This is a genomic window from Pseudomonas sp. 203-8 (assembly GCF_020708595.1).
GTDB lineage: Bacteria > Pseudomonadota > Gammaproteobacteria > Pseudomonadales > Pseudomonadaceae > Pseudomonas > Pseudomonas aeruginosa.
In genome coordinates this window covers 654,741-670,172 of the sequence record NZ_JAJFDF010000001.1, presented here as the reverse complement: position 1 = coordinate 670,172, position 15,432 = coordinate 654,741, and the positions used below count along the sequence as shown (strand labels likewise).

Sequence of the window (15,432 nt, the reverse complement as noted above, 5' to 3'; positions counted from 1 at the left end):
CTCAGAAACCGTAGCGGTCTTTGCTGTGTTCTTTCTTGGCTTTTTCGTCGTCCGGCAGGTACAGCGGGCCTTTCTGGCCGCAGGCGGCGATGGAGCCGGCGAGGAGGGCGAGCGCGACGAAGGACAGGAACAGCCGCTTCATGACGGAATCCTTGTAGAAAACGTGAATTGTTCCGGAGTATACCGACCCCCCGGCGCCTTGCCTATGCGAGCCGGATCAGGTGTGCCGGGGCTTGCAGAGGAATGGCCTGCGGCAGAGGGGATGCCGGCGTTTTCCGCGAGCGTCGCGGCAAAACAGCGCGGACTACGGCAATACCAGCGTAGAATTGTCGGAATAGGGCAAGACGAAGGTAGTCGTCCGCCTTTTTTCCCGTTAGCGAATGCCGAGGCAATGCATGAGTACGATGAATGAAGCGCGTTTCCACGACCTGATCGATGCGCTCCAGCAGCAGGTGGAAGACGCCTTCGATGACAGCGACCTGGACCTCGACCTGGAGAACGCCGGCGGCGTGCTCACCGTACGCTTCGAGAACGGCTCGCAGCTGATCCTCAGCCGCCAGGCGCCGTTGCGCCAGCTGTGGGTGGCGGCGAAGTCGGGCGGCTTCCACTTCGATTACGACGAGGCCAGCGGCCTCTGGCGCCACGATGGCAGCCAGGAACCGCTGGGCGCGCTGCTCAACCGGGCGACCCTGGAGCAGGGGGGCGAGGATGTCGAGTTCCCCGGCCTCTGAGGCTTCGCCGCCGGTGGTGCCCTCGCCTTGCCGGCGCCTGTGCTGCCTCGACGATGCGGACGTTTGCGTCGGCTGCGGACGTTCCCTGGCGGAAATCCGCGAGTGGGGCAAGGCCGACGATTCCCGCCGCTTGCAGATCAGGTCACAGGCCGCTCGACGCCAGTCGCTGGCGGGCCGTCTCTCCTGATAGGGGGGATGTTGCTAATTCCTGCGACTGTGTTAGTGTCCGGGAAAACCCCGCCTTCGGGCGGGGTTTTTGCTTTTTTGCGATTCCTGCTTTTCATCGATCAACCGAACCGGACCAAGGAGCACGCCTGCGATCATGAGCACGCCGCCGATCACCATCACTCGTCTGGACCTGCAGCGCCTGGAGCGCCTGCTGGATGGCCTGGACGAATTCGGACCCGCCGCCGAGGCGCTGGAGGCCGAACTGTCGCGCGCCCAGGTGGTGGGGCATGACGAGATTCCGCCGGGCGTCGTGACCATGAACTCCACCGTGCGCTGCCGCGAGGAAAGCAGCGGCAAGGAGTACACCCTGACCCTGGTCTATCCCGAAGACGTCGCCGGCGAAGGCAAGGTCTCGATCCTCGCGCCGGTGGGCACCGCGCTGCTGGGCCTGACCATCGGCCAGACCATCGACTGGCCGGCGCCGAGCGGCAAGACGCTGAAGCTGACCCTGCTGGAAATCGAATACCAGCCGGAAGCCGCCGGCGACTACGCGCGCTGATCGGTTTTCGCCCGTCGCCATTCGGCGACGGGCTTCGCGACCCTCAGTCGCCCCCACCGCCCCCGCATCCTCCACCCCCGCAACCGCTGCCGCCGTCTCCGCCGCTATCGCCGCCGCAGCCGTGGCGCGAATCCTGTCCGTCCGAACCGAAGGTACTGCCGCTATCGCTGGCGCAGCCGCTGCTGCAACCGATATGGCTGGCGCAATACACCGCTGCGCCGCCGTCTTGCCGCTGCGCGCAGTTCAGGGCGTAGCGGAAGCCGTCGGCGATCGCCAGTTCCGTGTCGAGGGCGAACAGCAGCGGTAGGCGCGTGGGATTCAGTGGGTCGATGCCCTCGCGGCGGCAGGCCAGCTTCCAGGCGCGCTGGATGCCCTCCTGGGCCTGTCGGGGGCTGCTCATCGCCTGGGCCGGCGTATGGTGGAGGAAGCGCCCGAGTCCCTTGCGGCAGACGTGCTGGTAGAGCCGGGTATGCAGGATCAGTTCGTGCCAGGCGACATCCACCACCTGGGACGGCATCGCGACCATCCGCTTGCCGGCTGCGCGGCATAGCAGCAGGTATTCGCGTAGGCCGCCGAGCACCCGTTGGACCTGTTCCTCGCTGAGCTGCGGATAGCGCTCGCGGACCGCCTGGGCGACCCGCGGCGGCAGGCGGAATTGCTGGATGAAGCGGTAGCGCCGGCGATCCAGGCCGCGGCGGTAGAGATAGCCGCCCACGAATGCGGCGCCAGCGAGCAGGGTAATACCGAGGAGTGCCATCCGTACGTCCTTGTCGAGCCCCGCGCGGTGCGGCGCTGGGTCATTGTTCCAGCAGCGCCTGGTTCAGCGCCGTTTCCAGGACGCTTTTATAACGCAGATAGTGCAGCGTTTGCGGCTGTTCGTCGGCGAACAGCCGCGACAGGTCGAGGTCGGTCAGGTAGCAGGGGTAGGGTTCGCTTTCCGCGCGATGCGCCAGGATATGCCGGGCGACCGCCTTGAACAGGCCGGCGCCGTACTCCAGTTCGGAAAACTCCTGGTGGTCGCAGTACAGGGTGACCTGCACGCGCTTGCGTTCGCCGCGCTCGAGTAGCGCCTGTAGCTCGTACAGCGCGGGCCCGGCCAGGGCCTCCGGCGCCTCGCGAGGCTCGACATGCACTCTGCCGTCGTTGGAGAGCAACTCGTAGTAGCGGATATCCAGCGCGGCCGGCACCTGTTCCGCCAGCGACAGGGCGTTGCGCCGGTACAGCAGCGATTGCAGGAAGCGCTGCAGCGGTGCGAGCAGGCTGCGTTCGTCACGCAATGCCTGGCGCTGGCGCCAGAGGGCGTTGCGTTCGTCGAGCAGGCTGATCTCGGCGCTGTCGAAGTCGCGCCGGTAGAACACCTGGATGCAGTCCGGCCGCCCCATGGACAGGATCAGCCCGAGGTCCTCGCCCTCCAGGGCGTGACGATCCAGCTTCAGGGCGCTGTAGCCATCTCGCTCGCGGCCCAGGTGCTGGAGCAGGCTCGGCAGGTCGGGCAGGCTCTCGTGGCTGACCGCTTCCGGCGACATTTCCAGCAGGTGGTACTGCTGGCGGATCTGCAGCAGGTAGCGGCTTGGCTGGCCGCCAAGCAGTTGCCCGTAGGTCTCGCGGAACAGCTCTTCGACCCGCACGGCGATGGCGGCGGCCCGGTTGCGACAGAAGCAGCGCACCATCAGTTCAGGCGGCTGCGGCGGGCTTCCGGGCTTTTCGCGGACGGCGTCGAGGAACTCGGCAAGGCACTCGGGCAGCGCCTGGGGGCCTGCGTAATGGCGCACCGTCAGTTCGTTCCAGCTGTTGAGGCTGAGCTGGTCGAGGGTCAGCACCAGGTTGTCGCGCACCCCGGCATAACCAAGCACGTTGGTACGCCCGGTAGCCATGTGCAGGTTCATCTGGCTGTGGTGGCGCAGCGGGTCGACACCGACGTTGACCAGTAGCAGGACGCTCTTGAGCCGACGCGGTTGCAGCAGGTCGGCGTCGTCCACGGTCGCCAGGGGGACAGGCAGAAACTGCCGCAGGCTGCCCAGGAGATTGTCCAGTTCGGCATCGCCGAGGTCGCTCTGGCCGGGATGCAGGGACAGCCGGGTGGCGCTGTCGATGACGCCGTTGCGATGGCACCAGGCGAGCAGCTCGACCAGCCTGAGGCTGCGTTTCAGCGGCGCGTAGTCAGGCCACTGGTGAGCGCCCAGGGCACCGGGGAAGATCGCCCACTGCGCCTGCTCGCGGTCGTCGTCGGCGGGCAGCTGGACCAGGGTCAGGACGTCTTCGCCGAGATCCGGGGCGATCCCCGGGTTGATGTTCTCCACCTTGCCTGCCTTGCGCTCGAAGGCGGCATACAGGCGGCGGCCGAGCAGGCCCAGGTCACGGCTGTCGATGCCGCTGTCAGCGCCTTGCTGGCGGGCGATCTGGAACAGCAGGCGGTAGCTGTAGGTCAGTTCGTTGACCACCGTGCGACGCTCTTCCATCACCTGGCGCATCTTCCACTGGCTGCGGCTGTCGAGCAGGGCCAAGCGGCGAGGCTCCCATTGCCATTCCGCGACGAGCCGCTCCATCGACAGGTGCTGCCAGCCCTTCTGCGCCTGGCGCTGGCGACCGCCGAGCTTGCGCCCGACCTTGAGGTACAGGCAGCGCCGCACGAGTTCCAGGCGTTCCGGCGCCTGCTGTTCCCGCAGGTAGCGTTCGAGATGGCGATAGACCAGGACGTAGGGGTCCAGTTCGTCGAGATCGAGCTGGCCGGCGAATACCTGCTCCTTGAAGCGCAGGGCGACGCAGCGGACCCGCGGGTGCTCGCTGGCGTAGGCTTCGGTGAGCAGCAGCTTGAGCAGCGACTTGTAGGGCGAATCGATGGCCTTGGACAACTGCCAGAGGCCGGCGCCGATGAACTCCCGGGCGGGGATGTGCGCCAGGTGGCCGAGGTCGAGCACCTCTTCGGCGCGGATGAAGCGTTTGCCGAGCAGGGTCCGGCAGTATTCGTCGTAGCGCCGTTCATGGGCCTGCGGCACCAGCCACCATAGAGGGGTGCGTCCGCCGAGCCAGATCGCGCTACGGTAGAACTCGTCGAGCAGCAGGAAGTGCTGGGTATTGCCGTCGCCGCCGGACTCTTTCCAGTCTTTGCGTTCGTCCTGGCCGAAACGGGCGACGTCGATCAGGAAACAGTGCACCTCGCTGCCCTGGCTGCGCGCCCAGTCCTCGATCAACGCGCACTTGCGGCGCAGCTCCTGGCGCGCGCCGGGCTCCAGTTCTGGGGCATGGCAGACCCAGAGGTCGAGATCGCTCTGTTCCTCCTGGGCCAGGCTCCCCAGGCTGCCCATCAGGAACAGGCCGTGGATCGGCTGCTGTGCGGGTTCTTGCCTGCGTGGCTTGTAGACAAACGAGCGGGCCAGGCGCTGGGCTTCGGCGAGTACTTCGTCGTCCGCCTCGAAACCGCTCAGGCCCGCTGGCGTGCTGGCCGACAGGTAGCCCGGCAGCAGCGGATGGTTGATGTGGAACAGCAGCGGTAGCAGGCGCAGGACCCGCTCCTGGCGGCTGGACAACGCCTGCCGGGCGCGTTGCAGGCGACCGGCATTGACCGCCAGGAAGCGTTGGCGCAACTGGCCGAGGACCTTGCGGTCGATGCCATCGTCGAGATCGAGGCTGAGTGCGGGATGTCGGTTCATGGGCGTCCGGGCACAGGCAAGGCCAGGCGCCGTGCCTGGCTCCGGTCATGCCATTGTATCGCCCGGAAGCGCGGCGGCTTGAGCACCGCACCGCGAACCGGGGTAACCGTCGCGGCCTGTCGGGAGCAGGTCGCGATGGCCGCTTCCGTCAACCCTTGAGGATGGTCAGCAGGCCCTGTGCCTGCTCCGCGGCGTCCAGCCCCAGACTGGTCAGGTAGCCGCCGTCGGGCTGGTCGATCAGCCCCTTGTCGTGCAGGCGTCGGGCGGCGGCGACGGCCTTGCCGTCGGCGGTGTGATGGACCTTGAGTCCTTCCTGGGTGTTGTTCAGGTTGAAGAGCGCCAGCAGTTCCAGTTCGTCGATCAGCTCGGGAGTGAAGGCCATGTCGGCTCCTTGCGGTGTTGAGCACCGGTGAGTGTAGTTGGACTAGGGCGTAGCGTCGGCGGCCTGGCTCCAGCCGTCGAGGATCTTCTGGTACTCGCCGCTGGCGAGGATGCGCTGCATGCCGAGGTCGAAGCGTTCGAGCAGATGCTCGGCCTGCGGGTGGCGGCGCGAGAACGACAGGTACAGCTCCGGGCGGTGGACCGTGGCCACCGGCTGGAACTGGCCTTCCAGTTCGGGATGTTCGCTGAACAACTGGCGAGCCGTATTGCGGTAGGCCAGGGCGTAGTCGACGCGGCCGCGCTGGAGCATGAGGAAACCGTAGTAGTCCTTGCGCACCGGGATGCGCACCAGGTCGTGGCGGCGATCGAAGCCGTCGCCGTATTCATAGCCGAGGGTCACCGCGACTTTCCGTCCGCTCAGCGCCTGCTCCGCATTCACCGGCCGCGCTTCGTCGCGTCGCGCCCAGAGCTGGATCTCCGCGCGGAACAACGGATGCCGGGGCAGACGGTAGTCGGCGAGGATGTGCGGGTTCGGCGAGGTATTGAAGCAGCCGGCGATCAAGCCTTTCAGGGCCAGCTTCATGCAGCGGGAGTAGGGGTAGGGATTGAGCTGGACCGGCGTGTCCGCAGCCCTGAAGGCGGCCCGCACGATGTCCGCGCTCATGCCCTGGATGCGGCCGTCCTTGTAGGCGGTATAGGGATACCAGTCGTCTTCGGCGCCGAGCACCAGGGGTTCTGTCGGGACGGCCGCTGCCGGGCCGGAAAGGGCCAGCAGCAGGCAGATGGGCAGGAAGTGGAACCAGGATCGCATCCGGTATCGCTCCGCGAAAGCAGGTGGCACGGAGAGTGGGCGCCACCTTTCTACCAGAGCGGCAGGCGTTTGGCGAAACAAAACCGCATGGATACGAGGGGCATTCGCCGGCACCAGTCGGCCCGGCTCCGCTCATTCGTCGTCCGGCAACGTCGGCAGGGCACGCAGCGCATGCTCGTAGCCGGCGCTGTCGAAAGCGCGGTCGGCGGCGAGCATGGCGTTGATCTCGTGGGCCAGCACGTAGGCCATCATGCCCAGCGCCTCGTCGCGCTCGTAGCCGACCAGGGTCAGCTTGTTGAACACGGCGCGCGCCGCCGGCGGATTCTCGCTTTCGATCTGGTTCTCGATGGCCTGGATCAGTTTTTCCTCGGCGAAGCCGTCTTCCTGGTTGTCGTCCTGTTCGCTCATCGGGCGTTCCTCGTTCTGGCGCAAAGTACCGCTTGTGCGGCGGCGGGAAGTTGTCCACCCTGCTTGGCCAACGGATGGCCGCGAAGGTAGCGATACCCGACATGATCACCTATTACATCCTTTCCGGCGACCGCCTGGAGCGACGCCAGCACGACGATGCCCAGCGGGGGTTGCCGCCGGGCACCCTGTGGATCGACCTGCATCACCCGACCCCCGAAGAGGAGCGCCTGCTCGAATCCCACCTGCAGGTGAACATCCCGACCCGCGAGGAGATGGCCGAGATCGAGGATTCGTCGCGCTTCTACGAGGACGGCAACGTCCTCTACATGACCACTTCGGTGGTCGGCGGGATCACCGAGCACCGGCCGAGCACAGAGGAAGTGACCTTCGTCCTCAGCGAGAAATGGCTGATTACCGTGCGCTACGCCGACCTGCGTTCGTTCCGCGAGTTCGAGAACCGCTGCATCCGCCAGCTCGACGCCAACCGCAGCAGCACCCAGTTGTTCGCCCTGATGATGGACAGCCTGGTGGACCGCATCGCCGACGTGTTGGAGGCCGTACAGGGGCAACTGAGCAGCATGTCGCGGGAGATCTTCGCCGAGTCCACCGCCCAGACCCGCAAGCCGAAGACCGACCTGCAGCAGATCATCAAGCACCTCGGGCGCAGCAGCTCGCTGCTGTCCAAGCTCAACGACAGCCTGCTCAGCATCAATCGGATGAACAGCTATTTCCGCCAGGGTTGCAACGGCTGGCTTTCCGAGCCGGCCAAGGTGCTGGCGAAGACCGTGGAGCGCGATGTGCGCTCGCTGGACGAGTACCTGGCGAAGATGTCCACCGAGATCAACTTCCTCCTCGACGCGACCCTTGGCCTGATCAACATCGAGCAGAACAGCATCATCAAGGTGTTCTCCATCGCCGCCGTACTGTTCCTGCCGCCGACCCTGGTGGGCACCGTCTACGGCATGAACTTCAAGGACATGCCCGAGCTGGACTGGTCCATCGGCTATCCGATGGCGCTGGGGATGATGGTGGTATCGGCGATCCTTCCGTACCTCTGGTTCAAGTTCAAGAACTGGCTCTGAGGCACTCGGCAGGTGTGCAACTTTTTGCTGGATAACTTCGGGAAAAGCTGTGGATACCACGCTGGGGCCAAGGCCTGACGGGGTCTTCGATGAAGTGAGCAAGTTCTTGCATAGCACTGTGCAACAACTTGCTCACTTTTTCGGGGTAAACCCAGGGGAAAGTGTTCGTGCGGGCCGGGAGATTCTTCAAGAATTTGATTTAAAAGGTAAATATTTTATTGGCACGAAGCTTGTTGGGTAGCTGCCGCACCAGGACATGTCGTCCCGGCTACCACTGACAAGGAATGCATCCATGGCAACCCCCGCCTATATGTCCATCACCGGCACCAAGCAGGGCCTGATCACCGCCGGCGCCTTCACCGAGGATTCGGTCGGCAACACCTACCAGGAAGGCCACGAGGACCAGGTGATGGTCCAGGGCTTCAACCACGAAGTGATCATCCCGCGCGACCCGCAGTCCGGCCAGCCGACCGGCCAGCGCGTGCACAAGCCGGTGGTCATCACCAAGGTCTTCGACAAGGCCTCGCCGCTGCTGCTGGCCGCCCTGACCTCCGGCGAGCGCCTGACCAAGGTGGAGATCCAGTGGTACCGCACCTCCGCCGCCGGCACCCAGGAGCACTACTACACCACCGTCCTGGAAGACGCGATCATCGTCGACATCAAGGACTACATGCACAACTGCCAGGACCCGGGCAACGCCCACTTCACCCACCTGGAAGACGTGCACTTCACCTACCGCAAGATCACCTGGACCCACGAAGTCTCCGGCACCTCCGGCTCCGACGACTGGCGCTCCCCGGTCGCCGGCTGAGCCGCGACCGCCGCACGCGGCCAGCCTCGCTGGCCGTCGTGCCCTCGATGACCCATAGCGCCGTGGCCAGGAAAGCCCGCGCCGGGTCGATGCCGCTTTGTTTGTTGTAGGCAGCTTCCGATCGAGCCTGCGCGCCCTTGTCTCGCCCGCGCCAGGCAGGACAATCGAATCGGTCGCCTGCGCCAGTGAGGGACAACGGATGTTCGCAGCAGCCAACCAGACCCATTTCAGCCTCGCCATCGACGGCCTCGCCCTCGACCTGCAGGTGCTCTCCTTCAGCGGCCGCGAAGCCATCAGCCAGCCGTTCGCCTTCGACCTGGAGCTGGTCGGCGAACGCCCCGTGCCGGACCTCGAAAGCCTGCTGCACAAACCCGCCTTCCTTACCCTCGGGCCCGCCGGCAACGGTATCCACGGCCTGGTGCGCAGCGCCGGACAGGGCGACTCGGGCAAGCGCCTGACCCGCTACCGCATCACCCTCGTCCCGCAACTGGCCTACCTCGCCCAGCGCACCAACCAGCGCATCTTCCAGCACCTCACGGTGCCGCAGATCGTCGGTCGGGTGCTGGAGGAACACGGCATCCTCGCCGACGCCTACCGCTTCCAGCTCGGCACCCGCTACCCCGAGCGCGAATACTGCGTGCAGTATGACGAGAGCGACCTGCAGTTCGTCCAGCGCCTGTGCTGCGAGGAGGGCATCCATTTTCATTTCCAGCACAGCGCCACGGCGCACCTGCTGGTGTTCGGCGACGACCAGACGGTGTTCCCGCGGCTCGCGCCGGTGGCCTACCAGCAGGACTCCGGCCTGGTCGCCGACCGGCCGGCGGTCAAGCGCTTCGGCGTACGCCTGGAAACCCGCACCAGCCGCGTCACCCGCCGCGACTACGACTTCGAGAAACCGCGCCTGACGCTGCAAAGCGCCGCCCGCGGCGAAGCCCGGCCGGACCTCGAGGACTACGACTATCCCGGTCGCTTCGTCGACCGCGAGCGCGGAAAGCACCTGGCCAGGCGCGCCCTCGAACGGCAGCGCAGCGACTACCGCCTGGCCGAGGGCCGCAGCGACCAACCGTTGCTGCTCAGCGGCCACTTCCTGCCGCTGGCCGCCCATCCCCAGGCGGGCTGGAACGACCTCTGGCTGCTCACCGAGGTGATTCACGAGGGGCGGCAGCCTCAGGTGCTGGAGGAAAGCATCGTCTCCGATGCCTCGGCGAGCCCGGACGACTTCCGGCAGGGTTACCGCAACCGCTTCCAGGCCGCGCCCTGGGAGGCGTTCTTCCGTCCCCCACCGACGCCGCCGAAGCCGCGCATCCTCGGCACGCAGAGCGCGGTGGTGACCGGCCCGAAGGGTGAGGAAATCCACTGCGATCGCTACGGTCGGGTGAAGGTGCAATTCCACTGGGATCGCGAGGGCCAGGCCGACGACAGCAGCAGTTGCTGGTTACGCGTTGCCTCCGGCTGGGCGGGAAGGAACTACGGTGCCATCGCCATCCCGCGGGTCGGCATGGAGGTGCTGGTGACCTTCCTCGAAGGCGATCCCGACCAGCCGCTGGTCACCGGCTGCCTGTTCCACAGGGAACATCCGGTGCCCTACGAACTGCCGGCGCACAAGACCCGCAGCGTTTTCAAGAGCCTCAGCAGCCCTGGCGGCGGTGGCTACAACGAGCTGCGCATCGAGGACCGCAAGGGCCAGGAGCAGATCTTCGTCCATGCCCAGCGCGACTGGGACGAAAACATCGAGCACGACCAGAAGATCCGCGTCGGTCACCAACGCCACGACACCGTGCAGGCGAACAGCTACAGCGAGTTCAAGGCCGAGGAACACCGCACCACCCACGCCGAGCGCAAGGTGGAGGTCCGAGCCAGCGACCACCTCACCGTAGCCAACGACCAGCACCTGAAGATCGCCAGCGGCCAGTTCGTCGAGGCCGGCCAGGAGATCCACCTGAGCAGCGGTCTGAAGGTGGTGCTGGAGGCCGGCGCCGAACTGACCCTCAAGGGCGGCGGCAGCTTCCTCAAGCTCGACGCCAGCGGCGTGACCCTCTCCGGGGCCAACGTCCGGGTCAACTCCGGCGGCAGCCCGGGCAACGGCAGCGGCGCGGCGCCGCTGTTGCCGGGGCCGCCGCTCGACGCGGATGCGGCGACAGCGGGCCAGGTACTGGACAACCCGGCGCGTAGCCGTCCCGAGCGGAAGGGGCCGGAACAATTGATCGTCGATGTCTGGGGAGACCCGGCGCAAGGAAGCCAGGTCGTACTGTTGCCACCGGAGAGCGAGGCATGAGCGGATTCCAGGACCAGAGTATCGACGAAGGCGTGCGCAAGCGCACCGCCTACCAGAACGATCGGCGTGCACGACTGGCATTGAACGTCGAGCGACAGGACGGCGGTATCCTGCAGATTCCGGTGGCCAGCGATATGCTCGGCCATGAGGAGCACGAGCGTATCCAGCAGAACACCTTCCTGGCTGTGATGCCGCTGGTCCGCCTGCCAACGCTGGGCAAGGCCGGTTATGGCGACCAGCTGCCCGCCGGCGCGCTACCGCGGGCGGGACGGATCTACCTGTTCCAGGACGGCAAGTTGTGGCGCGAACTGGAATGTGATGGCAAGGGCAACCTGTTCGAAGTCGATCTCCTGCAGGGGCGCAGCCAGCGTGCGGACAAGCGTCCGGCCGTAGGCAAGACACAAGCGCTGATCCTGGTGCCGGTGCTGGTCAAGGGGCAGTTCGTGATCCCACGCTACACCATGGCCTATAGCGAAACTCCCTGGCCTTGGTCGTACATCGACTGGCTGGAGGAGGACCCGCAGCGGGTCAACCGGCGCTGCCAGCAGATGGCGTCCGCTTGGAACGCCTCGGTGGCCAACCAGCACTGGAAAGCCTCCATCCATCAACCCGCGCTGGTCATTGATCATCACGCCCAGGGTTTGCGACCTCGCGACTTCAACGTCGAGAGCGCGCTGGAAGACCCGGCGGAATTCACACCTGCGTTCGCCGCCTTTCGCGAAGAGTCGCTGGTGTGCCAGTTGCAGCGACGCCAGCAGGAATTGGCGCCCCTGCTGAAGCAGGCTCCGCCCTCTGCGCTACCTACTCTGGAAGCCGGAGAGGACGTACTGGAAACCCTCAAGCTGCGTGGCCATCCCAACCTCATCGGGCTGATGCTCGACGACTCGCTGTTCGCCTTGCGCCACGCTGCGGCGCAGGCGCGCCACTGCGCCGCCTACTTGCGCAGCCTCAATGCACTGCTGCCGCACCGTCCCAACGGACGCTATGCACAGGTGCTGAGCAACATGCTCGACGGCCCGCTCGCCAAGCTCAGGGGCGAGGTCGATCAGGCCGAACTGGACGAGGCGATCTTCGCCGAGGAGCGACAGTCTTGCCGAATCCACCTGACGCAGCAGGTCGAGCATCTGGTTGCCCTGCTGGAAGGCCCCTTGCACCCGGTGTTGCAGGACTGGACCCACCAGTGCGACGAAGCCCTGCTGGAGCCCTACAGCCTGATGAGCGAGGCACTGGCTGCGCTGAACCAGCTTCCCGACCGCTGCGACGCACTGTACAGCGGTACCGCCTACCGGGCGCTGGCGGCACATGTCGAGCGGGTGGTCAGCACGGTTCTGCAGGCAAGCCACCCGCTTGGCGCCATGCTCCTGGCCAAGGACGAAGGACAACTTCCCGAGCCGGTTCGGCGCCTGCAGGCGCTGCGCGATAGCCCGCGGACGCCGGACCCCGACGCAATGGGCCTCAGCACGCTGATGCTGGGAGCCAGTCTGCTGGGCGAGGTCGACCAGCCCAGCGCCGGCAAGAGCCTCGCCTACTTCCTCGGCGACCTGCTGGACGTGTTCGGCGCCAGCGTAGTCGAGCAACTCGGCCGGCTGTCCCAGGGCGCCACCCAGATCCAGCTCGACCGCTTGTTCGCACCGACCTTCAATACTCTGAGCGCCCTCTCGGTGAAGATGAAAGGTATCCGCCTGCTGCCCGACAGTCAGGTGCCGCTCGACATGGTTGTCGTCGGCGTGCGCGGAGCCGGCCTGCGCAACGGTCTGACCGAGGTCGAGCGCCAGGAGCTGAGGCGCAAGAGCTATCGGCGCGCCATCGTTCAGGACGGTGCCGGCAATCCCCTGGCCGGCACCAGTCCCCGCGACACCGGCATGAGTCGCGCCAACCTGCGCAACGTCATGGTGGTGGCGGTACCCAAGGATCACCCGGACCTGCTTGCCTACACGAAATTCCGTACGCAGTTAGGCACGTTGACCCAGGTGATGGAGAACACTCGCATCGTGCCGACGATGATGCTGGGGTTTGCGATTTATAACTTGAATGTGCAGGTGCAGGCATACAGTGGCTTTGTAGACAGTGGAGAAAAGCACAGAGGGACGATCGGGGCTGTCGGTGCAGTAATCGATTTAACAGCCGCTGGAGGAAGCCATGCAAAGCTGCTTTTCGGACCATCTACTGCAAAGTATCTAGAAACCCCACGTATATCGGTAGCCCAAATATCCCCTCGATGGGCCAGGAATCTAGAAGTTCAAACAGGCAGCCCTAAGTTAGGGTTGCTACGTGGGCTTGGTGGCGCAGCCACACTATTCGGTGCAGGCATCAGTGTATGGGATGGCTACCGAGCTTTGAGGCAGGGAGATAGCGATGCGGCTGCGGCCTACGGTGTGGCCGCAGTGGGTGGGGGCCTGTGGGGTGCCTACGTCCTAGGATGGATAGTAAACCCTTATGCTTTGCTGGCTGGTGCGGTTTTGGCGATCGGAGGCACTGTGGTCGCTAATCTACTGACTGACAGCGATGCGGAAACCATCGTCAAGAAAGGCCCCTTCGGCCGGCAATTCGCCGAGGCTGGCCTGCTCGATTCGCTGATGGGCCAGGACCAGCGCTTCGCCCATCTGAAAGACCCGCAAACGGCCTATCGCCAATTGCTGGGAGTCCTCGGCCATCCGCGGGTCTTTGTCCATCGCCTGGAAGACTGGCGCAAATTGGCGCCGGCGGCGCATCGATCTGTCTTGCAGGAAGCGGAACGGGGTCGCCAAGCGGTCAGCCGCACTGCGCTATCCTGCATCGACCCCAAGTTGCAGGCGCTGGAGGCAAACGATTGGGCCGTGGTGCTGAGTTCCCCGCTCCTGGCCATGTTCGAGAATGGCCAGAAGGCGTTCCGCCTGGTGGCCCAGGAGTTTCTCAGCAGCTTGCCGATCGATCCGGGCACCCTGTTCGGCGTCAAGCGCTACCATCGGGTCCCCGCGGGCCCCGCCAAGCTCGAAGCCTTGCCGTTGGATGCTGCCAGCGTGCTCTACGTGCTGCCGGCCAGCCTGCCGATTCCGCAGTTGTCTCCTCGGGCCCGCTATAGCATGCGCATGACCCAGGGTTTGAAGATCAGCGCACAGTTCGAACTCAATGCCGACCAGCCTGAGCAGCGGCTTGTCCTGCCTCAACCCAGCCCGAAGAGTTGGAGTGCATTCACATCCGCCAATCGGTACCTTCCCCCGGACGACTTGGACCCCCATGCTGCGCCACCTTATTGGTTGATAGAGAACAGTGAGTTCAACGTATGACTGTACACATGGATGCCACGTACTCAGCCAGTGCTTATCGCAGTGAAGTCAACGACTCTTTACCGCCGCCAAGGTGGAAGGAGGAGTCTAACCGTAATGGTATTTTTGACACCCATCTTGCCTTTGGGAACTATGCCAATCTAGATCCGGAAATGGAGATTGTAGGGCAGCTTTCGATCGGGGCTGAGGATAAGTCAGAGGTTGGAGGTGCTGAGGCATATTGCAACTCTATGCGTTGGCAGTTCCAGAACTCTAGCAGAATTCCTTATATAATATTCACGCTTAGGATGCTGTGCTATTTTTTTGTATGGATTGCTTTGGGAATTGGCATAATGGGAGAAGCCACCGGAGAGTGGAGGAGGGACATACAGCAACTCTACATCTTGGTATGCTCATTCTTTGTGGTGGCTGTTTCAGTAATATCCATGGTGGCCTTTCTTTCGAATAAAAAATATCTTCACGTTATTCAGATGTCGGGTTTTTTATTTTCAATCCCATTGGCTTTGTACCAGTATGGAACAATATTTGGAACCAATGGTTTGCAAATAGCAATTTGGATAGGCGTAGCTACTTATTTTATGGGTGCAGTCGGCTTCAGCGCCATCCTTTGGCTCTACAGCAAAGTCTTCAAGCAAGATGGCAGTGAATTCAATCGCCTGGACGGCATGCTCCGCTTCAAGCGTCGCTTCCGCCGCCTGTTCGTCGCTCCCTTCGACGAGTTCGATCCGGTGCTGCAATTGCTGCCCAGTGGCTACGGCAGCCACGACTATGCGCTCTGGTTGCATCACCGCTATACCGACAACAAGGTCTGTCTGGCCACCCGCGTCCACTCCCTCGGTCTCGACAAGGTCAATGCCCTGGCCTTCTGGGACTGCCTGCAACGCTACATGGACGTGACCCAGCCGTTGCCCGACCTGCCGGTCCTGGAGCCGAGCCGCCCCTTGGATCCGGTCACCGCCGAGCATGATCGGCATACCGGACGCGATCCCCATTACTGGCGCCAGCGCACCTACCAGGGCTGGCCAGCCAAGGAGCGCAAGGAGCTGGACCGACGCCTGCATGAGTATCCCTGGCAACAGCAGCCCTGCATCGTCAGGGCGCGCATCGATCCCGGGCTAAGCATCGAAGCCTATTACCGGCGCCAGGAAGCCAAGGGCATTTTTGCCACGCCCAGGGCCGATGATTTCAATGATGAGCACTGATGCTGAGTTATTCCGCCATTGCGACCGGTTAGCGAAGAAGGACTTTCACTAGAGTGGCTGTCGATCTACAAGGGCGTTCCTGTCCCGC

At 64.5% G+C, this 15,432-nt stretch carries 15 protein-coding genes; 9 read left to right on the top strand and 6 right to left on the bottom strand.

Going from position 1 to position 15,432, the window contains the following annotated elements:
• Position 1: 1 nt before the first annotated feature.
• Positions 2-142, bottom strand: a complete 141-nt coding sequence (gene lptM / locus LJF27_RS03020; RefSeq protein WP_003096430.1) for an LPS translocon maturation chaperone LptM — start codon at positions 140-142, stop codon at positions 2-4.
• Positions 143-395: 253 nt separating this feature from the next.
• On the opposite strand from lptM, the gene cyaY reads away from it, so the two are divergent.
• The 3 genes from cyaY (at position 396) to rnk (ending at position 1,458) form a co-directional block, all read left to right on the top strand.
• A complete protein-coding gene (gene cyaY / locus LJF27_RS03015; RefSeq protein WP_004347352.1) occupies positions 396-731 on the top strand; it encodes an iron donor protein CyaY in 336 nt (111 codons plus the stop codon).
• Complete coding sequence (locus LJF27_RS03010; protein WP_071536992.1) at positions 709-918, top strand: DUF1289 domain-containing protein; 210 nt, start codon at positions 709-711, stop codon at positions 916-918. Before cyaY ends, LJF27_RS03010 begins: the two co-directional genes overlap by 23 nt.
• A 135-nt stretch (positions 919-1,053) precedes the next feature.
• Positions 1,054-1,458: a nucleoside diphosphate kinase regulator gene (gene rnk / locus LJF27_RS03005; protein ID WP_003096424.1), complete on the top strand. Its 405-nt coding sequence runs from the start codon at positions 1,054-1,056 to the stop codon at positions 1,456-1,458.
• A gap of 43 nt (positions 1,459-1,501) precedes the next feature.
• Here rnk and LJF27_RS03000 read toward each other — a convergent pair whose 3' ends face one another.
• The 5 genes from LJF27_RS03000 to LJF27_RS02980 form a co-directional block, all read right to left on the bottom strand.
• Positions 1,502-2,215, bottom strand: coding sequence for a glycine-rich domain-containing protein (locus tag LJF27_RS03000; protein WP_014603416.1), 714 nt, complete (start codon positions 2,213-2,215; stop codon positions 1,502-1,504).
• Between the two features lie 40 nt (positions 2,216-2,255).
• Positions 2,256-5,108: a class I adenylate cyclase gene (locus LJF27_RS02995; RefSeq protein WP_014603415.1), complete on the bottom strand. Its 2,853-nt coding sequence runs from the start codon at positions 5,106-5,108 to the stop codon at positions 2,256-2,258.
• A gap of 148 nt (positions 5,109-5,256) precedes the next feature.
• On the bottom strand, positions 5,257-5,490 hold the full coding sequence (locus LJF27_RS02990) for a TIGR02647 family protein (RefSeq protein WP_003096418.1): 234 nt from the start codon (positions 5,488-5,490) through the stop codon (positions 5,257-5,259).
• Between the two features lie 42 nt (positions 5,491-5,532).
• Positions 5,533-6,300 (bottom strand): substrate-binding periplasmic protein, encoded by a 768-nt coding sequence (locus tag LJF27_RS02985; RefSeq protein WP_003096415.1) that lies wholly within the window; start codon positions 6,298-6,300, stop codon positions 5,533-5,535.
• Between the two features lie 132 nt (positions 6,301-6,432).
• Entirely contained in the window at positions 6,433-6,708 is a 276-nt protein-coding gene (locus LJF27_RS02980) for a hypothetical protein (protein ID WP_003114340.1), read from the bottom strand.
• 101 nt (positions 6,709-6,809) lie between these two features.
• Between LJF27_RS02980 and LJF27_RS02975 the strand changes: the two genes are divergently transcribed.
• From LJF27_RS02975 to LJF27_RS02950, 6 genes are all read left to right on the top strand, one after another.
• Positions 6,810-7,790, top strand: a complete 981-nt coding sequence (locus LJF27_RS02975) for a magnesium transporter CorA family protein (RefSeq protein ID WP_003096411.1) — start codon at positions 6,810-6,812, stop codon at positions 7,788-7,790.
• A gap of 49 nt (positions 7,791-7,839) precedes the next feature.
• Positions 7,840-8,031: a hypothetical protein gene (locus LJF27_RS02970; RefSeq protein WP_123788632.1), complete on the top strand. Its 192-nt coding sequence runs from the start codon at positions 7,840-7,842 to the stop codon at positions 8,029-8,031.
• A 51-nt stretch (positions 8,032-8,082) separates the two neighbouring features.
• On the top strand, positions 8,083-8,601 hold the full coding sequence (locus LJF27_RS02965; RefSeq protein WP_003083317.1) for an Hcp family type VI secretion system effector: 519 nt from the start codon (positions 8,083-8,085) through the stop codon (positions 8,599-8,601).
• 199 nt (positions 8,602-8,800) lie between these two features.
• Complete coding sequence (locus tag LJF27_RS02960; protein WP_023116831.1) at positions 8,801-10,876, top strand: type VI secretion system tip protein VgrG; 2,076 nt, start codon at positions 8,801-8,803, stop codon at positions 10,874-10,876.
• Positions 10,873-14,142, top strand: coding sequence for a hypothetical protein (locus tag LJF27_RS02955; protein WP_023088680.1), 3,270 nt, complete (start codon positions 10,873-10,875; stop codon positions 14,140-14,142). The genes LJF27_RS02960 and LJF27_RS02955 overlap by 4 nt, the downstream gene beginning before the upstream one ends.
• 578 nt (positions 14,143-14,720) lie before the next feature.
• Positions 14,721-15,344, top strand: a complete 624-nt coding sequence (locus LJF27_RS02950; protein ID WP_003099240.1) for a hypothetical protein — start codon at positions 14,721-14,723, stop codon at positions 15,342-15,344.
• The last annotated feature ends 88 nt before the right edge of the window (positions 15,345-15,432 follow it).

Excerpts from the sequence above, each read along its gene's own strand:
- lptM (WP_003096430.1), bottom strand. The coding sequence starts at position 142 with ATGAAGCGGCTGTTCCTGTCCTTCGTCGCGCTCGCCCTCCTCGCCGGC.
- cyaY (WP_004347352.1), top strand. The coding sequence starts at position 396 with ATGAGTACGATGAATGAAGCGCGTTTCCACGACCTGATCGATGCGCTC.
- LJF27_RS03010 (WP_071536992.1), top strand. The coding sequence starts at position 709 with ATGTCGAGTTCCCCGGCCTCTGAGGCTTCGCCGCCGGTGGTGCCCTCG.
- rnk (WP_003096424.1), top strand. The coding sequence starts at position 1,054 with ATGAGCACGCCGCCGATCACCATCACTCGTCTGGACCTGCAGCGCCTG.
- LJF27_RS03000 (WP_014603416.1), bottom strand. The coding sequence starts at position 2,215 with ATGGCACTCCTCGGTATTACCCTGCTCGCTGGCGCCGCATTCGTGGGC.
- LJF27_RS02995 (WP_014603415.1), bottom strand. The coding sequence starts at position 5,108 with ATGAACCGACATCCCGCACTCAGCCTCGATCTCGACGATGGCATCGAC.
- LJF27_RS02990 (WP_003096418.1), bottom strand. The coding sequence starts at position 5,490 with ATGGCCTTCACTCCCGAGCTGATCGACGAACTGGAACTGCTGGCGCTC.
- LJF27_RS02985 (WP_003096415.1), bottom strand. The coding sequence starts at position 6,300 with ATGCGATCCTGGTTCCACTTCCTGCCCATCTGCCTGCTGCTGGCCCTT.
- LJF27_RS02980 (WP_003114340.1), bottom strand. The coding sequence starts at position 6,708 with ATGAGCGAACAGGACGACAACCAGGAAGACGGCTTCGCCGAGGAAAAA.
- LJF27_RS02975 (WP_003096411.1), top strand. The coding sequence starts at position 6,810 with ATGATCACCTATTACATCCTTTCCGGCGACCGCCTGGAGCGACGCCAG.
- LJF27_RS02965 (WP_003083317.1), top strand. The coding sequence starts at position 8,083 with ATGGCAACCCCCGCCTATATGTCCATCACCGGCACCAAGCAGGGCCTG.
- LJF27_RS02960 (WP_023116831.1), top strand. The coding sequence starts at position 8,801 with ATGTTCGCAGCAGCCAACCAGACCCATTTCAGCCTCGCCATCGACGGC.
- LJF27_RS02955 (WP_023088680.1), top strand. The coding sequence starts at position 10,873 with ATGAGCGGATTCCAGGACCAGAGTATCGACGAAGGCGTGCGCAAGCGC.
- LJF27_RS02950 (WP_003099240.1), top strand. The coding sequence starts at position 14,721 with ATGGGTGCAGTCGGCTTCAGCGCCATCCTTTGGCTCTACAGCAAAGTC.